Raw genomic sequence first — 17401 nt, 5'->3', positions numbered from 1 at the left:
AGGTGACGGCACGACTCGTGGTCTCGCTGGCCGGGATCGACACCCGAACCCTGCACCGCTGCGCCGACCTCGCCGAGGAGATGCAGAAGCGGCAAATTCCCCTGTCCCTTCTCTTCGCCCCGCGCCGCGACGGCGCGGTCGCCGACTGGGTCCGCACCCGCCGGGCCGCGGGCGACGCGGTGCTGATGCACGGCTTCGACCATTCCCCCGAACCCCGTGCGCGGCGCACGGTCACCTTGGCCCGCCGGGCCGAGTTCGGCGCCCTCCCCGCGCATGAGGCGGGTCTGCGTCTGACGGCCGCCGTCTCGGCGATGGAACGGCTCGGCCTGTCCACCGACAGCTTCGCCCCACCCCGCTGGCAGGCGTCCCGTGGCACGCTGATCGCCTTGCGTGGCAAGGGTTTCACGCTCTGCGCGGATCTCCACGGCGTGCATGGTCTGACGACCGGCGGCGTGCACCGCGCCCGCGTCCAGGGCTTCGCCCAGACCGAGCGCGGCGAAACCCTGTGGTGCTTCACCTACGTCCTCACCGCCGCCCGCACCGCCCGCCGCGGCGGTTTGGTCCGCCTCGCCGTCGACGCCGCCGACCTGGTGCGTCCCGGCCCCCGCCAGGCGGTCCTCGACGCCATCGACATCGCCCGCCACCACGGTGCCACCGGCATCACCTACCCCGATGTCCTCGCCCCAGCCCCGCTCCACCGCGCAACGACAACGGCCCGGCCCTCCCTCCCCGCCGCTCTATGAGCGAGGGGAAGCAGAACCGGGCCGCTGCCACACAACTGCACACCTGACCGGGCCGCGCCGACAAATCGCACCTAAGGGGACCGCGACGGCGCTCGACCACGGTGACCGCAACACCGGACTTTCCCCGCGAATGGCGACTGCTGGGAAAATTTCGGTGCGGCGGAACAGTTAAAAGGTGAGCTTCCAGGAGTTGATGTGGCCGACGTCGTACCGGGCCACGTCCTGGACCTTGAGCTTCCACGTGCCGTTGGCGACCTCGGACGACGCGTTCACCGTGTAGGTGGCGATCACGTTGTCCGCCGAGTCGCTCGACGACGACGCCTTGAGCCGGTAGGCGCTGCCGTCGGGGGCGATCAGGTCGATGACCAGGTCACCGCGCCAGGTGTGCACGATGTTGACGTCGACCTTCAGCGTCGCCGGGGCGTTGCCCGTGACACCCGAGACCACGATGTTGCTGTACACGGCCACGCCCGCGTCGGGGATGCTGACGTCGGCGGTGTTCTCGAAGACCGTGCCGGTGGGCGGCGGGGTGGTGCCGCCGTCGGAGACCGCGGCCAGCGCGTCGACGCGCCCCTCGCCGTAGAAGTTGTTCAGCGCGGTCGTGCCCGAGCAGCGGCTGTCGCCGCAGGTCAGGTCGTCGGCCTGGGTGGCCAGCTTCGAACGCAGGTCTGCCAGGTTGGCGGTCGGGTTCATGCTGACCAGCAGCGCGGCGACACCGGCGACGTGCGGGGACGCCATCGAGGTGCCCGACTTCGAGCCGTACTTGCCGCCGGGCACCGTGGAGTACACGTTGTCGCCGGGGGCCGCGAGGGCGATCTTGCCGGTGCCGAAGTTGGAGAACGACGACTTCACGTTCGACGAGTTGATCGACGAGACCGACACCATGCCGGGCAGTTCACCCGGGACGCTCAGGCAGTTGTTGCTGATCGTGCGGTTGACCGGGGTCGAGTCGTTCGGGCTGGTGCTGTCCGAGGACTTGCTCGCCAGGTTGTAGTTCTCGTTGCCCGCGGCGGAGACGTTGAGGACGCCCTTGCCCTCGGCGTACTGCTGGGCGCGCTTGACGCCTTCGAGGATCGCGGCCTGGTCGGCGTTGTCCGGGCAGTTGAACAGCCACGGGTCGGTGTAGTAGCTGTTGTTCGTGACGTCGAAGCCCTTGTCACCGGCGAAGACGAACGCGCAGATGGTGTTCTCCGGGAAGAACAGGCCGGTCGGGTTCTCCGCGATGCGGACCGACGCGATCTTCACGCCCGGCGCCACACCGACCATGCCCTTGCCGTTCTTGGCCGCGGCGATGGTGCCCGCGACGTGCGTGCCGTGCGAGCCGGTGTCGCGCCACGAGCCCGCGCGGGTGTCGAGCTTGCCGTAGGCGCAGGACGCCGACTTGGTGGCGTCGAAGTTGGCCTTGAGGTCGTAGTGCTGGTCGTCGACGCCGGTGTCGAGCACGCCGACGGTGACCGCGGAGGACCCGGTGTTGACGGCCCACGCCTTGTCGGCGCCGATCTGGGTCATGTCGACCCGCGCGGTCTCGCTGGTGGTCGGCGTGACCTGCGCCGGGGCGGGCGGGATGGCCGGGTTGGCGGCCTCGGCGGGCACGTCGCTGGTGCGCGACGCGCCGACCTGCTGGACACCGGTGACGGTGCGCATCTTGGACGCGAAGTCGGAGACCGACGAGTGCGCGACGATGACGCCGATGGCGTCGTACGAGGCGAACACAGAGCCGCCGTTGTTGGCGACGGCGGTCTTGGCGCCCGCGGTGTCGTTCGGCGCGGTGATGACCAGGTACGAGCGGGTGCCCGCGGAGATCGAAGTCGGGCTGGAGATCGAGCCCGGGCTGTAGATGGAGCCAGGGGCGGCAGGGGAGCCCGGGGCGGCGAACGCGGTGCCCGCCGTGGCGATGAGACCGGCACCGACCAGCGCGACGGTAGCCGCGCGGCCGAGTCGGGTGCGTGGACGCAGGAACACTATGTCCTCCGGACAACTCAGGGGGCATACCCGCGCCGGTCGGCACGGGGTGCAGGGCCCGTTACCCAGTGAAGAGGGCGTCCGGGCCGTTTCGGGACGGCTTGTGAGGAAGTAATTCGCGCAATTGCGCCAGGCGGTCCATCAAAGCTCGGCCGACTCGGCCACGACAGGGAAGTGCACGTGCGTGCCCGTCGGGTGCATCGTGGCGAACCGGTGGAAGGTCGAGTCGATGCCGCCCTGGGCTAACCAGCGCTCATGCACCGGCACCGCGACCCGGGGAGCGACGGCCCGGAAGTACTCCACGGTCTCCGCCAGCTTCATCCAAGGCGCGCCCGAGGGCAGGGCCAGGATGTCGATCTTCTGCGCGGGCACGAACAGCGAGTCGCCGGGGTGGTAAAACGCGCCGTCGTCGACCACGTAGCCCAGGTTGGCGGGCGCGGGGATCTCGGGGTGGATCACCGCGTGCGCGCCGCCGACGGCGTCGACCGTCGCGCCAGCCACCTTGAAGGTGTCGCCTTGGCGGACCGTCCTGGCGGGCAGCCCGAGCTTCTCGACCTCGGCGGCGGTATCCGGGTCGACGATCAGTTCGGCATGCGGGTTGGCCGCCATCAGCGGCCCGATGCGGTCGGTGTCGAGGTGGTCGCCGTGCACGTGGGTGATGAGGACGGCGTCGAGGTCACGCACGTCCTCGAACCCGTCCGACCAGGTCCCCGGGTCGAGCAGGAGACGGGCGGAGCCGGTCTCCACCAGGACGCAGGAGTGGCCGAAGTGCGTGATCTTCACGCGGCAACCCTAGGTGTTTTGGCCGCTTTTCTCTCGCTCCTGGGTACTACTGACGGGTACGTTTTGTGGCATGACCACCATTCAGACGAAGTTCGACTCGCTCAATCCGGCGACAGACGAGGTCGTCGGCAGCCATCCGATCCACTCCGCGGAGGAAGTCCAGGCGGCGGTCGACCGGGCGCGGACGGCGGCTGTCTGGTGGGCGGACCTCGGGTTCTCGGGTCGCGCGGAGCGACTGCAGCGGTGGAAGGGCGTGCTCACCCGACGGGCCGCGCAGCTCGCGGGCGTCGTGCACGCCGAGACGGGCAAGCCGCACGCGGACGCGATGCTGGAGATCATCCTCGCGATCGATCACACCGCGTGGGCGGCGAAGCACGCGCGCAAGGTGCTTGGTCCGCACCGGCGGTCGTCCGGGCTGCTGATGGCCAACCAGGCCTCGACCGTCGAGTACCAGCCGCTGGGCGTGGTCGGCGTGATCGGGCCGTGGAACTACCCGGTCTTCACCCCGATGGGCTCTATCGCGTACGCGATGGCGGCGGGCAACGCGGTGGTCTTCAAGCCCAGTGAGTACACCCCGGGCGTGGGCCGCTGGCTCGCCGACAGCTTCGCCGAGGTCGTGCCGGAGCACCCCGTGTTCCAGGTGGTCACCGGGTACGGCGAGACCGGCGCGGCCCTGTGCCGGTCGGGCGTCGCCAAGATCGCGTTCACCGGGTCCCCGGGCACCGGCAAGAAGATCATGGCCGCCTGCGCCGAGACGCTGACCCCGGTGCTGATCGAGGCGGGCGGCAAGGACGCCCTCATCGTCGACGCCGACGCCGACCTCGACCTGGCCGCCGACGGAGCGGTCTGGGGCGGCTTCTCCAACGCGGGCCAGACCTGCACCGGCATCGAGCGGGTCTATGTCCACGAGCAGGTCTACGACGCGTTCGTCGCGAAGGTCGTCGAGAAGGCCAAGACCGTCCGCCCCGGCTTCGACGCCGACGCGAACATCGGCCCGATCACCATGCCCAGCCAGCTCGACATCATCCGCCGCCACATCGCCGACGCCGTCTCCCGCGGCGGCCGCGCCCTGGTCGGCGGCGAGGTCGGCGATCGCTACGTGCAGCCGACGGTGCTGGTGGACGTCCCGGAGGACTCGCCCGCGGTCCGCGAGGAGACCTTCGGCCCGACCATGACGATCGCCAAGGTGCGGGACATGGACGAGGCCATCGCCAAGGCCAACGACACGACCTACGGCCTCGGCGGCTCGGTGTTCTCGAAGAAGCGGGGAATGGAACTGGCCAGGCGGCTGCGCTCGGGCATGGTCGCGGTGAACTCCGTGATCAGCTTCGCCGGCGTCCCGTCCCTGCCGTTCGGCGGCAGCGGCGACTCCGGCTTCGGCCGCATCCACGGCCCCGAGGGCCTGCGCGAGTTCGGCAAGCCCAAGGCCATCACCCGCCAGCGCTTCCGCGCCCCGCTGACCCTGACCAGCTTCGCCCGCGGCCCGAAGGTCGACGCCCAGGTGGCGAAGCTGATCACCCTGCTGCACGGCAAGCGCCGCTGACGTTATCCACAGCCCGTGCGGTTATCCACAGACGGCCCGCCATCAAGATCATCCGTCGCCCGCGGCCGGTAGACTGGCGTAGGGCAGCCCCCCAGGGCGGGTGGGGGTTGTTCACCCGGCTTTGATCAGGTCGGCCGCCTTCTCCGCGATCATGATCGTGGGCGCGTTGGTGTTGCCGCGTGGGATCACCGGCATCACCGACGCGTCCACCACGCGCAAGTTGTCGACGCCGCGGACGCGAAGGTGGGGGTCGACGACGGACAGGTCGTCCTCGCCCATCGAGCAGGTGCCGACCGGGTGGTAGAGGGTCTGCGTCCACTGACGGGCGCTCTCGGCCAGGTCGTCGGTCTTCGGGATGAACGGCTTGTCCAGGTACTGGCTCAGGCCGGACTGCTCGGCGATGGCGATCAGCGTGCGGCAGCCCGCGACGATCGCGTCCATGTCCGCGGCCTCGGCGTAGTACGCCGGGTCGATCAGCGGGCGCCAGTGCGGGTCGGCCGACCGCAGGCGCAGCGTGCCGCGGCTGTGCGGGGCGACCAGGGTCGCGGCCGTGGTGAAGCCGGGCGCGGTCGGTTCGCGCAGGCCGTTGTCGTAGAACATCGTCGGCGCCACGTGGAACTGCATGTCGGGGGCATCGAGGCCGTCGCGGGTGCGGACGAAGCCGCCCGCTTCGCCGATGTTCGACGTCAGGGGGCCGCGGCCGGTCGTCTGCCACTGGATCAGCCGCCGTGGCGTGGAGAAGTCGGCGAGGTCGGTGGTGCCCTTGGTGGTCCAGATGACCGGCGCCGCCGGGTGATCGTGCAGGTTGCCGCCGACGCCCGCCAACGGCACCGCCACGTCGATGCCGAGGTCCCGCAGATGATCGGCGGGGCCGATCCCGGACAGCATGAGCAGCTGCGGCGAGTTGATCGCGCCTCCCGACAGCAGGACTTCCCGCGAGGCGCTGACGGTGTGGGTGGCGCCCAAGTGTTCGTACTCAACCCCGGTCGCCCGCGTCCCGTCCAGGAGGACCCGGGTCGTGAACGCGCGCGTGCGCACGACCAGGTTCGGGCGGGTCATGGCCGGGCGCAGGTAGGCGTCGGCGGTCGACCAGCGGCGGCCACGGTGACAGGTGACCTGGTAGAGCCCGGCGCCCTCCTGCTCGGCGCCGTTGAAGTCGTCGTTCGGCTTGAGGCCCGACGCCTCCACCCACGCGGCGCTGAGCTCGTGGGTGAAGCGGCGGTCCTCGACGTGCAGGGGACCGGTCCGGCCGTGCAGCGGACCGTCGAGGCGGGAGTTCCGCTCGGCCTTCACGAAGTACGGGAGCACGTCGTCGTAGCCCCAGCCGACGGCGCCGTGCTGGTCACGCCAGGTGTCGTAGTCGGCGCGGTTGCCGCGGATGTAGATCATGGCGTTCATCGAGGAACAGCCCCCGAGCGCCTTCATCCGCGGCCAGTACGCCGTCCGGCCGCCCATGTGCTTCTGCTCGACGGTCTCGTAGTTCCAGTCCCACCGGGTCTTGAACAGGGTGGAGAACGCCGCCGGGATCCTGATCTCGTCGGCGTCGTCCGCCCCGCCCGCCTCCAGCAGCAGGACCCGCACGTTCGGGTCCTCGGTCAACCTCCCCGCGAGGACGCAACCCGCACTGCCCGCACCGACCACGATGTAATCGAACGACTCCATGTAATGGAGCTTGCCCGATCGACGGCCTAGAGCGCAGCCAGCAAATCGGTTTCTTCTTCGGGGGTGAGCCCAGCCTTGCGCTCGCGGTCCAAGCCCAGGGCGCGCTCGTGCGCCAGGGCCCCGGCCACGGCGTCGGCGAGCGGCCTAGGGGTCAGCCCCGCGGCCAGCGCCGGTCCGGCGTCGCGGGCGCCCATCAACCGGAAGTCCTCCGGAAGCCACAGCGGCAGCGACCGCGGGCCGGACCACGGTGCGATCTTCTGCTCGACGAGGACCGGCTCCGGCACCGGCACCAACTCGACCTCGGTGCCGACCGCGTCCGCGATCCCGCGCAGCAACTCGCCCAGCGGAACGGCGGGACCGTTGCCGTCGAACGTCCCCTTGAGCCCGTTCACCGCGGCGTCGACGATCCACATGGCCAAGTCCCGGGTGTCCACATAGCTCATCGGCTGGTCCACCTCGGGCACCGCGACCCGGCCGCCGCGCGCCATCCGGGCGGGCCAGTAGCCAAAGCGGTCACTGCCGTCGCCGGGGCCGGTGATCAAGCCGGAACGCAGGATGAAGGCGTCGGGGATGGCGGCGAGGACGGCGTTCTCGCTCGCGACCTTGATGTTGCCGTAGAGCTCCTGGACATCGTCTTCCTCGCGCGGCGGAAGCAGTTCGTCGCTGACGGTGCTGTGGTCGGCGTAGGCGCTGATGGACGAGACGAACGTCCAGTGTCCCGCCCGACCGCCGAGCGTGTCGACCGCGCGCCGCACCCAGGAGTAGGAGAGCCGGGCCACGTCGACCACGGCGTCGAAGTCGCCGCTCAGCGCGTCGAGACCGTCTTCGGCGTCCCGGTCCACCTTGACCAGCTGCGCGCCCCCCGGCACCCGACCCGACTCACCTCTCGCCGCGCACACCACGTCGAACCCCCGTCGCACACCCTCCGCGGCGACGGCATGGCTGAGGAATCGGGTACCACCGAGAACAAGGAGTCGCATGGGCCCACCATTGCCGCACTCGCCGACCGCTGCCACCGTTCTCGCCCAGGGCGAACACCTGTTCCAGCGATCCAGCCGGGCGCGGCGGGAGTCGATCTGTCCTGGGTGAGCGGAGCCGCACTTCAGGTGCTTTCGAAGCCGGCCGCAGCCGGAATCCGCTGCTGGGTGTACATCGCTGACCATTCGGAAGGACACGAGGTCGCCCGGCAGGCCTGTCTCGTGCGGCTAACCGAGCACTTGCTGGATATTCGGGCTCTGCGTGTGGTGCTCGACAGCAGCGATGAGCGGGATCGGATCGACGTGGCCACCCTGCGCGCGGTGCTTGGCAAGCCTGGCGCGGGACTCATGCTCGTGTACGAACACCTCCGCGGTCAGCAGGAGGAGTTGCTGTGGATCGCAGATGCCGTGGCGTGGGCATACGGCGCGGGCGGGGACTGGCGTCGGCGGATGAAGCCGATCGTCAGCGACGTCTTCATGGTCGAGCATCCCTAGCAAGCGCGAAGCCCAGCCGCCGACCGTCCGGACGTGGGCTGGGCTCACTTCCCTGGCTTACGGGCCAGAGCTGAGACCATGTTGGCCAAGGCTGCAACCCCAGTCCACCGGGTTCACTGGGTCGCGATCAGTGGCCCAGGTCACCCGGGAACCCGCGAACGACAGGTGAACTCGCAGCTCAGGTAGGCTGCGGCAGTACCGGCCCGCTCGAACTCAGGAGTAGCCCGCCGTGGCCCGAGTCGTCGTCGATGTCATGCCCAAGCCGGAGATCCTCGACCCCCAGGGGCAAGCCGTGGCGCGCGCGCTGCCGCGCCTGGGATTCGAAGGTGTGTCCGATGTCCGCCAGGGAAAGCATTTCGAGCTGGAAGTCGACGACTCCGTCGACGACGAAACGCTCGCCAAGATCGCTGAAGGCTTTCTGTCCAACCCCGTGGTCGAGGACTTCGTCGTCCGGCGGGTGGACTCGTGAAAATCGGGGCCGTCACCTTCCCGGGAACGCTGGACGACAGCGACACCATCCGGGCCATCGAGGCGGCGGGCGCTGACGCCGTCGCCCTGTGGCACGGCGACGCCGACCTGCGTGGCGTCGACGCGGTGATCCTGCCCGGCGGGTTCTCCTACGGCGACTACCTGCGCGCCGGCGCGATCGCCCGGTTCGCGCCGGTCATGGACGTCATCATCGACGCCGCACACAAGGGGATGCCCGTCCTCGGCATCTGCAACGGCTTCCAGGTCCTCTGCGAGGCCGGGCTGCTGCCGGGCGCGCTGCTGCGCAACGCCGGTCTGCACTTCGTCTGCCGGGACCAGTGGCTCAAGGTGGAGAACAACACCACCGCCTGGACGACCCGGTTCGAGAAGGACGCCGAGATCATCATCCCGGTCAAGAACATGGACGGCCGTTTCACCGCGAGCAAGTCCACTGTGGACGAACTGGAGGGTGAGGGCCGCGTGGTGTTCCGCTACGTCGGCACCAACCCCAACGGCTCGCTCGACGACATCGCGGGCATCAGCGACCCGACCGGTCGCATCGTCGGCCTGATGCCGCACCCCGAGCACGCCATCGACGCGCTCACCGGACCCAGCGACGACGGCCTGGGCCTGTTCCTGTCCCTCCTCGACTCGGTGGTGACCGCATGATCGACTCGGTCGAACACGCCGCGGCGACGCCGGAGCAGGCGCAGCCGTTCCGCGAACTGGGCCTCAAGGACGACGAGTACACTCGCATCCGCGAGATCCTCGGCCGCCGTCCCACCGACGCCGAGCTCGCCATGTACTCGGTGATGTGGAGCGAGCACTGCTCGTACAAGTCGTCCAAGGTGCACTGGAAGCACTGGTCGGCCAACACGACGCCGGAGATGAAGGCGAAGATGCTGGCGGGCATCGGCGAGAACGCCGGTGTCGTGGACATCGGCGACGGCTGGGCGGTCACGTTCAAGCTGGAGTCGCACAACCACCCGTCGTACGTGGAGCCCTACCAGGGCGCCGCGACCGGTGTCGGCGGTATCGTCCGCGACATCATGGCCATGGGCGCCCGCCCGCTCGCGGTGATGGACCCGCTACGTTTCGGCGCGGCTGATCACCCCGACACCAAGCGTGTGCTGCCCGGTGTCGTCGCGGGCATCGGCGGCTACGGCAACTGCCTGGGCCTGCCCAACATCGGCGGCGAGGTCGTCTTCGACTCGTCCTACCAGGGCAACCCGCTGGTAAACGCGCTGTGCGTCGGTGCGATGCGGTCGGAAGACCTCCATCTCGCGCACGCCTCGGGCACCGGCAACAAGGTCATCCTCTTCGGCGCGCGCACCGGCCTCGACGGCATCGGCGGCGTCTCGGTCCTGGCGAGCGAGAGTTTTTCCGGCGACGAGAGCCGCACTGACGAGACGCTTGACCCTGCGAGCAGGTCTTCGGCACGCAAGAAGCTGCCCGCCGTGCAGGTGGGCGACCCGTTCACCGAGAAGGTGCTCATCGAGTGCTGCCTCGAGCTGTTCCGCGAGGGCATCGTCGTCGGCATCCAGGACCTCGGCGGCGCGGGCCTGTCCTGCGCGACGAGCGAGCTGGCCAGCGCCGGTGACGGCGGCATGCACGTCGAACTCGACCGGGTTCCCTTGCGTGCCACGGGAATGACCCCGGCCGAGATCCTCTCCAGCGAGTCGCAGGAGCGGATGTGTGCGGTGGTCAAGCCGTCCGATGTGGACGCCTTCATGCGCGTCTGCGAGAAGTGGGACGTCATCGCGACTGAGATCGGCGAGGTCACCGAAGGAGACCGGCTGGTCATCACCTGGCAGGGTGAGGTCGTCGTCGACGTGCCGCCGCGCACCGTCGCGCACGAGGGCCCGATGTACGAGCGCCCGATCGCCCGCCCCGCCGACCAGGACGCCCTGATCGCCGACGGCGCCGAGAAGCTGGCTCGTCCGTCCACTGCGGACGAACTGCGGGCCGAGGTGCTGCGGATGATCGCGTCGCCGAACCTGGCGTCGCGCCGGTGGGTCACCGAGCAGTACGACCGCTATGTCCGCGGTGGCACCGTTCTCGCGCAGCCTTCCGACTCCGGCATGATCCGCATCGACGAGGAGACCGGCCGCGGCGTCGCCCTGGCGACCGACTGCAACGCGCGGTTCGTCAAGCTCGACCCGTACACCGGCACCCAGCTCGCGCTGGCCGAGGCGTACCGCAACGTGGCCGTCTCCGGCGCCACGCCGCTCGCGGTGACGAACTGCCTCAACTTCGGCTCCCCCGAGGACCCGGGCGTGATGTGGCAGTTCGAGCAGGCCGTGCGCGGCCTGGCCGAGGGCTGCAAGGAACTGGGCATCCCGGTCACCGGCGGCAACGTCAGCTTCTACAACCAGACCGGCAGCACGGCGATCCTGCCGACCCCGGTCGTCGGCGTCCTCGGTGTCATCGACGACGTCCGCCGCCGCATCCCCACCGGCATCGGCGCGGAGGCGGGCGAAACCCTGCTCCTGCTGGGCGACACCCGCGACGAGTTCGGCGGCTCCGAGTGGGCGCACGTGGTCCACGGTCACCTCGGCGGCGTGCCGCCGAAGGTCGACCTGGCCCGCGAGAAGCTCATCGGCGAGATCCTCGTGGCGGGCTCCCGCGACGGCATGATCTCGGCCGCGCACGACCTGTCCGACGGCGGCCTCGTCCAGACCCTGGTCGAGACGTGCCTCATCGGCGAAGTCGGCGCCCGGGTCTTCCTCGACCCGGACCAGGACCCGTTCGTCCAGCTCTTCAGCGAGTCGGCGGGCCGCGTCCTCGTGGCCGTCCCCCGCTCGGAGGAACTCCGCTTCACCGAGATGTGCGCCGCGCGAGGCCTGCCTTGCCGCCGCACCGGCGTCGTCGACCCGGAGTCGGAGGCACTGGAAATCCAGGACGTGGCGACGTTCCCGCTGGAGGAACTGCGCACCGCCTGGGAGGGCACCCTTCCCGCCCTGTTCGGCTGAGCACAACGGCCGGGTCGCGATCCGCGACCCGGCCGTTCTCAGCCGGTCACCGGTGTGCAGTCCGCGGAAGCGGTGAGTTTGAACTGGACCACCCGAGAGCCGTCCTGCTGCTTCTTGGGACTGATCGACACGGTGAGACCCGCGTCGGGCGTGGTCGCCTGGAAGTACCCGGGCTGACCGGGCCGTTCGTCCACGGTGAGACCGGACGGCAGGCCATCGATGATCTTCCGCTTCAGGGTCGCAGGGTCGATGGAGGCGTCAAGCTCGTGCTCGGCAGACCCATACCATCGCGCGCCACGCGGACCGTTCTTCTCGCCGCACGTTGAAAGAGACAGCTCGGGAGCGTCGGTGACCTTGCCGGACGTCGGGAATTCCTTTGTGTTCAACGGTTTCCCGATGACCTGGTGAATCGCCCGGGCCGCGACCACGGCCGGACCGAACTCGGCGGACATCGCTGCGGCCTGACTGGGCGTCAGCTCTGGCCGGACATCGACCGACAGCTCCTGGTGCCGACCGGAGATGGAGCACTTCGCTTGCTCTGCCCGGACTTTCGACCCGCGGAGCGCGAAGCTGATGTTGTTCGGCCCGATAAGAAACAGATCGAATCCCTTGGCCTGCTGTGGCTGCCAGCCTGCCGCGATCCCCGCCGAACGCAACGTGTCCGCCGATCCTTCGGGAACCTGCGCGTCGCCCCACATCGCGACCTGTTCGTCGCCGGGCGCGTCCAGGATGCTGCCGCAGGTGAGGGCGTCGAACGTCGGTGTTGAACTCCCGCCCACCTTCGACAGCATGCTGTTCACCGCGGCCTTGAAGTCCTCGGACACGGTGGCGGGCTTGGATTCCGCGCACCCGGCACTGGTCAGTGCGACAAGTGCCGCAATCACGACGGCGTTCCTCAAGGCTGGCGCTCCACTTTGTACTGGTGCGAGTCGGCGCTTTCGCCGTTCAGGAATGCTCCCGCGCTGTCGACGAATCGGCGGACGGACGGATCGTTTCCGCTGTCGATCTGGCGGGCCGCGGCCTCGTAGTTGCCGTCCTGACCGTCCGGGCCGCTGATGGCGTGGTTGCCGCCCGCGGTGTTGGTCTGGTTATCGAACTTCACCGTGGTGCGGTTGTCGGCATCCGGGTTCTCCCGCGCGTCCAGGTGCGGCACGACATCGCCGTTGTTCTCCAGCGACAGCATCTGGACGCTATCGGGGATCGGGATGTTGCCGACCGGCGAGCCCGCGGTCACGACGTGGGTGACGTTGTACGTGCCGTTGTTGACGAAATCGTTCGCCGCCCGTGCGGCCACGATCCCGCCCTGGCTGTGGCCGACGAGCATGACTGGCGCGTCCTTGGGCACTCCGGCGTCGCGCAACGCCTGCTCGATGCCTTCTTGGAGCACGGTTTCGTTGCCCGCGATGCCGTCGATGTTCGTGCCGAAGTCATTGGCGTTGTTCTTGTCGTCCATGAACGGGGCGTTCCACACCTTGGTGCCTGGGATGTCGACCACGTAGCCGGTGATGTTCCCGTTGGCGTCCTTGATGGCCCGCACGTCGATATTGCTGCCCTCGTTGGGCTTGTCGCTGTTCTGGGCATTGCGGTAGTCGAGCCCGTCCATCAGGTCGCCGAGGTTCTGCGGCGGCGTGGCGGTGCGCGGATCGAGGTCCATGCCCTGATCGATCAGCTTCGGGTCGCCGTCGGGGTAGGCCGCCGCCAAGAACTCCGTCAGCGTAGCCAAGTCCGTTGGCAGACCGAGGGCGCTGAGCGCGCCGGGGGACATGCCCAGGATCGTGTCGATCATGCCGGGGTGCTCGACCAGCCACTTCTGCCAGTCGCCGTCGTAGTTCAGGTAGACGTCCGTCGCGATGGCGGCGAGGCCCGCGGCGCCGAGGGCCGGGTTGATGGCGACCGCCGCGCCCGCCAGCCAGCGGCCTGCTTCCAGGGCTTTGGCGTTCAGGTCGTCGACGAACTGGTAGGCCTGGTTCGTCGCCTGCAGCGTCAGCCCGCGCACGCCGATGGCCGCCGAGGTGGCGGTGAGGCCGCTGGGGCCGTCGAGCGCGCCCAGCATCGTGGCCTCGAACTTGACCAGGCCGCCCGGGTTGAGGATGCCGGAGGCCAGCACGTCCGGGTCGGCCAGGTACTTGTGGCTGGTCATGGCGATCGTCAGGGTCGAGCCCGCCACGTCGTCGGTGAGGTCGCCCATGGCGGCGAGGTCCTCGTAGAAGGCGTCGGAGCCGCCCGCTCCGCCGGTGACGCTGATGTTGCTGACGCCCGGTCCGGTCTCACTCATGCGGCCACCTCACAAGTTCGGTGGCTCCACTCGCGAAGACACCGTGACATTGATTCGCTCGCAAGCTCGCTCATGACAACGCCTCCGCCACGAACGGAGTCAGCCAGACCCCGAGGTCTTCCCGTGCGACCGGCGTGAGGTCCACGAGCTTTCGTTCCGACCCGGTCGCCGAGGGCGCGACGCCCACCCAGCCCGCGTCGGTGTGCAGCCACGTCACCTGCGCGGTGTGGACGCCGTCGTCGATGAGGGCGGTGACCAGGCAGCGCAGGATGCCGTCGGCGCGGCGGACGACCTCGGTGGCGAACTTGGCCTCCGCCTCGGGCAGCTTCAACTCCGCCAGGACGTACGCGGGCGCTTCCGGGTCGCCTTCGCGCAGCAGGTCGGCGACGCCCAGTTCGTGCAGGGCGATCAGGGGGACGGAACCGCGCAGCGGCTCTGCCTCTTGCGGGTCGTCCAAGGCGGACCCGATCCCCTCGGACACCTCGGCGGGCACGGCCCGGACCAGCTCACGGCCCAGGTCGACCGCGGCGAACATCGACAGCTCCACGCCGCCGTCGGGCAGCAGGAACAGCGACGCGCCGACCGGCCCGGCCAGCGCGTGCAGGCTGCGCGAACCACGGCTGCCCGCCGTCGCGGTGGTGTCGAACATGATCTTCGGTCCGGCGAGCACCCGCAGGTTCGACTCGACCGACGGGTGGACCTTCACCAGGTCGCCCGACCCGGTGAGGACGCCCTTTCCGACGAGCGTCTCACCATCGGTGGCGATGTCGGGGGCGGGTTCCCACTCGGGGGGCAGGCTCAGGCCCAGCTTGGCCACCAGGAAGGCGTACTCCCCGGCGGTCAGCGTGAGCCGGTGCGGCGCGACAGTCGCTGCCATGGTCACGCGACCCCCTGCGCCTGCATGAACTTGCCGACCTCGAGCCACTGCTTGTCACCCGCGGGCGGCAGGTTGTCGGGCTGGTAGCGCCAGCCCTCCCACGGCGGCCGCGGCGGCTGCGGGGCGTCGCCGCCCCCGCCGAACACGCCGGTCACCGTGTCGACCATGTCGTTGACCATGTTCTTGAAGCTCTCGACGGCCTTGTTGAACCGGTCGATGGCGCTGTTGAACCAGTTGACCACCGATTCGGCGATCCGCTTGATGGCCGCGATGAGCTCCCGGACCTCCTGGGCGTGCTGACGCAGCACGGCGGCGGCCTCGTCGAGCTTGCCTGCGGTGCCGTCCAGGGACTTGCGGTCGCCCGCGACGGTCTCCCGGCAGCGGTCGGCGGCGATGGACTTCCACCGCATGGCCACGGCTTTCTTGTCCATGTCCTCGCCGTGTGCGCGGACCTCGTCCGCCCGCCGCTCGATCTGCCCCGCGAGCCGGTCGAGCTCGTCGGGGTCCCCGTAGAACGCCATGCCGCTACCCCCAGGGTGCCGGGTCGTCACCGAACCTTACGAGACGTGTAGACGGTGGCGCGGCCTTCCCGGTTCCCCTACGCCTCGACGGGCTCGTGTTCGGCGCCGAAGCGCAGCCACTCGTGGAACCGGGCGCCGTGGAATTTCGTGGGGCCGCGGAACTCCGTGGCGGTCATGTCCACCGGTCCACGCGCCCGGAACCCGGAGAACCAGGCCTTGCGGTGGAAGACCATGTGGTGGGCGTGCAGGATCCCATGGCTAACCGCACCGGTGAACCAGACGCTGCCGAGCATCTCCGAACCCCACATCGAGTTGGAGTTGTACAGGTTGGCCCAGCGCAGCACCAGGGTCCCGACAACTCGTTCGGAGATGTCGAAGTACTCCAGGTCGGCGCCGGTCAAGTCGAGGTTGTAGCGCGCGGGCTCGGCTGTTCCCCGCCTCGGCAGCAGGTCTTCGATCACCCGCTGCGCGGTCAGGCGCACCTGGCTTTCCCGCATGTCGATCGGTCCCGTGCGGTCGAAGGGCATCCGCAGGTACGAGCACGCGACGTCGAGCACGGTCTGCGTGTAGTACGGCCGGTTGCGGGCCAGGCCGCTGAGCGCGTGCAGCGCGCCGACGCGCACCTGGTCGGCTTCGTTGCCCAACAACTCGACCGCGCGCGCGAACCGTTCGTCGGCCACGCGTTCGCGGTCGTGGTCCGCGCGCGCGAGTTCGAGTTCCTGCCTGCTGCGCTCGATCACCTGCCGCTCTTCCTCGACCTGGCGCTTGCGGTCGTTGAGCCACAGCGCGTAGAGCGCCACGACCGAGCCCGCGGCCAAGCCGCCGGTCTTCAGCGCCTCACCTCGGTCGGGATTGGCGCCGGTCAGCAGCCAGCCCGTGACCAGGGCCAGCAAGCCCGCCGCGACAAGGACCGTGCCGACGAGCGGCAAGCCCGTCTTCCCCCGGCGCGCGGCGAAGCGGGACAGGGCGAAGGCGGCGAGACCCGCCACCAGGGCGCTGAGGCCCGCGACTACGAACACGGTGCTGTTCATCGCGCGACAACTTAGCTTCCCGGTGGCGGGTCCGTGGTCAGCCCAGTGCGAGTGCCCGCAAACGGTCGTACGCGCCGTTGAAGTAGTTCTGGTCGATCGGCGAGTCCGTGTACTGCCAGAACGTCCAGTAACCCCAGTTGTACGGCAAGGTCCCCACGGTGGTGTTGTAGCGCGCAACCCACAGTGGATTCGTGCTGGCAAACGCTTGCGCGGTGCCCACGCACTGCGACCACCAACTGGTCGACGTGTAGATGACCACGTCACGCCCGGTGCGGGACCGGTAGGTGTTGCCGAAGTCCCGGATCCACGCGGCCATCCCCGCTTGCGTCTTGCCGTAGCAAGTGGCGCCATAGGGGTTGTACTCAAGGTCGACCACCCCGGGCAGCGTCTTCCCGTCGCGCGACCAGCCGCCGCCGTTGGACGCGAAGTACCCGGCCTGGGTCGCGCCGCTCGACCTGTCCGGCAGGGCGAAGTGGTAGGCGCCGCGGATCATGCCCACGTTGTAGGAGCCGTTGTACTGCTGGGCGAAGTACGGGTTCCGGTAGCCCGTCCCCTCGGTCGCCTTCACGTAGGCGAAGCGCTTTCCCTGGTTCCACCAGTAGTTCCAGTCGACATTGCCCTGCCAGCTGGACACGTCGATCCCGGCCACCACGGCCATGGTGCCCAGGTCCGTGGGTTTGCCGTGCACTCCTTCGTGTTTGCGGATCTGTGAGCCCATCGGGTGATCGCGGTTGTCGGGTGGTGTGGCGCTGACGGGGGTGGCCAAGCCGGCGGCGAGCAGAAATGTCGACAATGCGGCTAACAGGCCGCGCAGGGTGGGGGTCATGTGGATGTCCTTCCGAGTCGCCCTCACGCGGTGGTCACCGGCACGTGATCACCGTGTCTCGGCAGTGTGATCCAACAACTACCCACTTGTCATGGCTCCAGGTGAATGATTCACCATTACCCGGATGGCCTCAGTAATCACCGCGGAACAAGGTCAGGAGCGATCGAAGACCTACTCCTAGTGGTAGTTGCCCGATCGCGTCAGGTGAACACCGCTGTCCGGGGTGGCTACCTGGCGTTGAACAGGGGAAACTGTGCGTCTAGCGA

Annotated in this window: 16 protein-coding genes; 6 read left to right on the top strand and 10 right to left on the bottom strand. The window is 69.2% G+C overall.

The features are described from left to right. Positions 1 to 2: 2 nt before the first annotated feature. Positions 3 to 743 (top strand): DUF2334 domain-containing protein, encoded by a 741-nt coding sequence (locus GPZ80_RS05975; RefSeq protein ID WP_312880140.1) that lies wholly within the window; start codon positions 3 to 5, stop codon positions 741 to 743. 168 nt (positions 744 to 911) lie between these two features. On the opposite strand, the gene GPZ80_RS05970 is transcribed toward GPZ80_RS05975, so the two are convergent. Together GPZ80_RS05970 and GPZ80_RS05965 are read right to left on the bottom strand one after the other, a co-directional pair. Next, positions 912 to 2705 carry a S8 family peptidase gene (locus GPZ80_RS05970; protein WP_187218832.1) on the bottom strand — a complete coding sequence of 598 codons (1794 nt, stop codon included), beginning with the start codon at positions 2703 to 2705 and terminating at the stop codon, positions 912 to 914. Positions 2706 to 2846: 141 nt separating this feature from the next. Beyond that, on the bottom strand, positions 2847 to 3488 hold the full coding sequence (locus GPZ80_RS05965; RefSeq protein WP_187218830.1) for an MBL fold metallo-hydrolase: 642 nt from the start codon (positions 3486 to 3488) through the stop codon (positions 2847 to 2849). A gap of 70 nt (positions 3489 to 3558) precedes the next feature. On the opposite strand from GPZ80_RS05965, the gene GPZ80_RS05960 reads away from it, so the two are divergent. Then, positions 3559 to 5031 carry an aldehyde dehydrogenase family protein gene (locus GPZ80_RS05960; RefSeq protein ID WP_187218828.1) on the top strand — a complete coding sequence of 491 codons (1473 nt, stop codon included), beginning with the start codon at positions 3559 to 3561 and terminating at the stop codon, positions 5029 to 5031. A 111-nt stretch (positions 5032 to 5142) separates the two neighbouring features. Here GPZ80_RS05960 and GPZ80_RS05955 read toward each other — a convergent pair whose 3' ends face one another. Continuing rightward, the gene (locus tag GPZ80_RS05955; protein ID WP_187218826.1) at positions 5143 to 6693 is read right to left on the bottom strand and encodes a GMC family oxidoreductase; all 1551 of its coding nucleotides are present in this window, start codon (positions 6691 to 6693) and stop codon (positions 5143 to 5145) included. A 26-nt stretch (positions 6694 to 6719) separates the two neighbouring features. Continuing rightward, positions 6720 to 7562: a Rossmann-fold NAD(P)-binding domain-containing protein gene (locus tag GPZ80_RS05950; RefSeq protein ID WP_312880139.1), complete on the bottom strand. Its 843-nt coding sequence runs from the start codon at positions 7560 to 7562 to the stop codon at positions 6720 to 6722. A gap of 69 nt (positions 7563 to 7631) precedes the next feature. Here GPZ80_RS05950 and GPZ80_RS05945 point away from each other — a divergent pair, with 69 nt between their 5' ends. The 4 genes from GPZ80_RS05945 to purL all read left to right on the top strand — a co-directional run bounded on the left by GPZ80_RS05945 (position 7632) and on the right by purL (position 11605). Continuing rightward, the gene (locus GPZ80_RS05945; RefSeq protein WP_187219036.1) at positions 7632 to 8165 is read left to right on the top strand and encodes a hypothetical protein; all 534 of its coding nucleotides are present in this window, start codon (positions 7632 to 7634) and stop codon (positions 8163 to 8165) included. A 229-nt stretch (positions 8166 to 8394) separates the two neighbouring features. Next, positions 8395 to 8634, top strand: coding sequence for a phosphoribosylformylglycinamidine synthase subunit PurS (gene purS, locus GPZ80_RS05940; protein ID WP_187218822.1), 240 nt, complete (start codon positions 8395 to 8397; stop codon positions 8632 to 8634). Further along, positions 8631 to 9302, top strand: coding sequence for a phosphoribosylformylglycinamidine synthase subunit PurQ (purQ, locus tag GPZ80_RS05935; protein ID WP_187218820.1), 672 nt, complete (start codon positions 8631 to 8633; stop codon positions 9300 to 9302). The genes purS and purQ overlap by 4 nt, the downstream gene beginning before the upstream one ends. Beyond that, a complete protein-coding gene (gene purL / locus GPZ80_RS05930; RefSeq protein WP_187218817.1) occupies positions 9299 to 11605 on the top strand; it encodes a phosphoribosylformylglycinamidine synthase subunit PurL in 2307 nt (768 codons plus the stop codon). The genes purQ and purL overlap by 4 nt, the downstream gene beginning before the upstream one ends. A 38-nt stretch (positions 11606 to 11643) precedes the next feature. Here purL and GPZ80_RS05925 read toward each other — a convergent pair whose 3' ends face one another. The 6 genes from GPZ80_RS05925 to GPZ80_RS05900 all read right to left on the bottom strand — a co-directional run bounded on the left by GPZ80_RS05925 (position 11644) and on the right by GPZ80_RS05900 (position 17135). Continuing rightward, on the bottom strand, positions 11644 to 12489 hold the full coding sequence (locus tag GPZ80_RS05925; RefSeq protein ID WP_187218815.1) for a hypothetical protein: 846 nt from the start codon (positions 12487 to 12489) through the stop codon (positions 11644 to 11646). 11 nt (positions 12490 to 12500) lie between these two features. After that, a complete protein-coding gene (locus tag GPZ80_RS05920; protein ID WP_187218814.1) occupies positions 12501 to 13880 on the bottom strand; it encodes a lipase family protein in 1380 nt (459 codons plus the stop codon). A gap of 70 nt (positions 13881 to 13950) precedes the next feature. Then, positions 13951 to 14757, bottom strand: a complete 807-nt coding sequence (locus GPZ80_RS05915; RefSeq protein ID WP_187218812.1) for an ESX secretion-associated protein EspG — start codon at positions 14755 to 14757, stop codon at positions 13951 to 13953. A 2-nt stretch (positions 14758 to 14759) separates the two neighbouring features. Further along, positions 14760 to 15278 carry a WXG100 family type VII secretion target gene (locus GPZ80_RS05910; RefSeq protein ID WP_187218810.1) on the bottom strand — a complete coding sequence of 173 codons (519 nt, stop codon included), beginning with the start codon at positions 15276 to 15278 and terminating at the stop codon, positions 14760 to 14762. 77 nt (positions 15279 to 15355) lie between these two features. Then, entirely contained in the window at positions 15356 to 16309 is a 954-nt protein-coding gene (locus GPZ80_RS05905) for a pentapeptide repeat-containing protein (protein ID WP_187218808.1), read from the bottom strand. Positions 16310 to 16346: 37 nt separating this feature from the next. Beyond that, the gene (locus GPZ80_RS05900; protein ID WP_187218806.1) at positions 16347 to 17135 is read right to left on the bottom strand and encodes a lysozyme; all 789 of its coding nucleotides are present in this window, start codon (positions 17133 to 17135) and stop codon (positions 16347 to 16349) included. Positions 17136 to 17401: the final 266 nt, after the last annotated feature.

Origin of the sequence: Actinokineospora xionganensis (assembly GCF_014323725.1) — a bacterium.
Lineage (GTDB): Bacteria > Actinomycetota > Actinomycetes > Mycobacteriales > Pseudonocardiaceae > Actinokineospora > Actinokineospora xionganensis.
The sequence above is the reverse complement of the archived record's forward strand: the minus strand, read 5'-3'. Positions and strand labels throughout refer to the sequence as shown.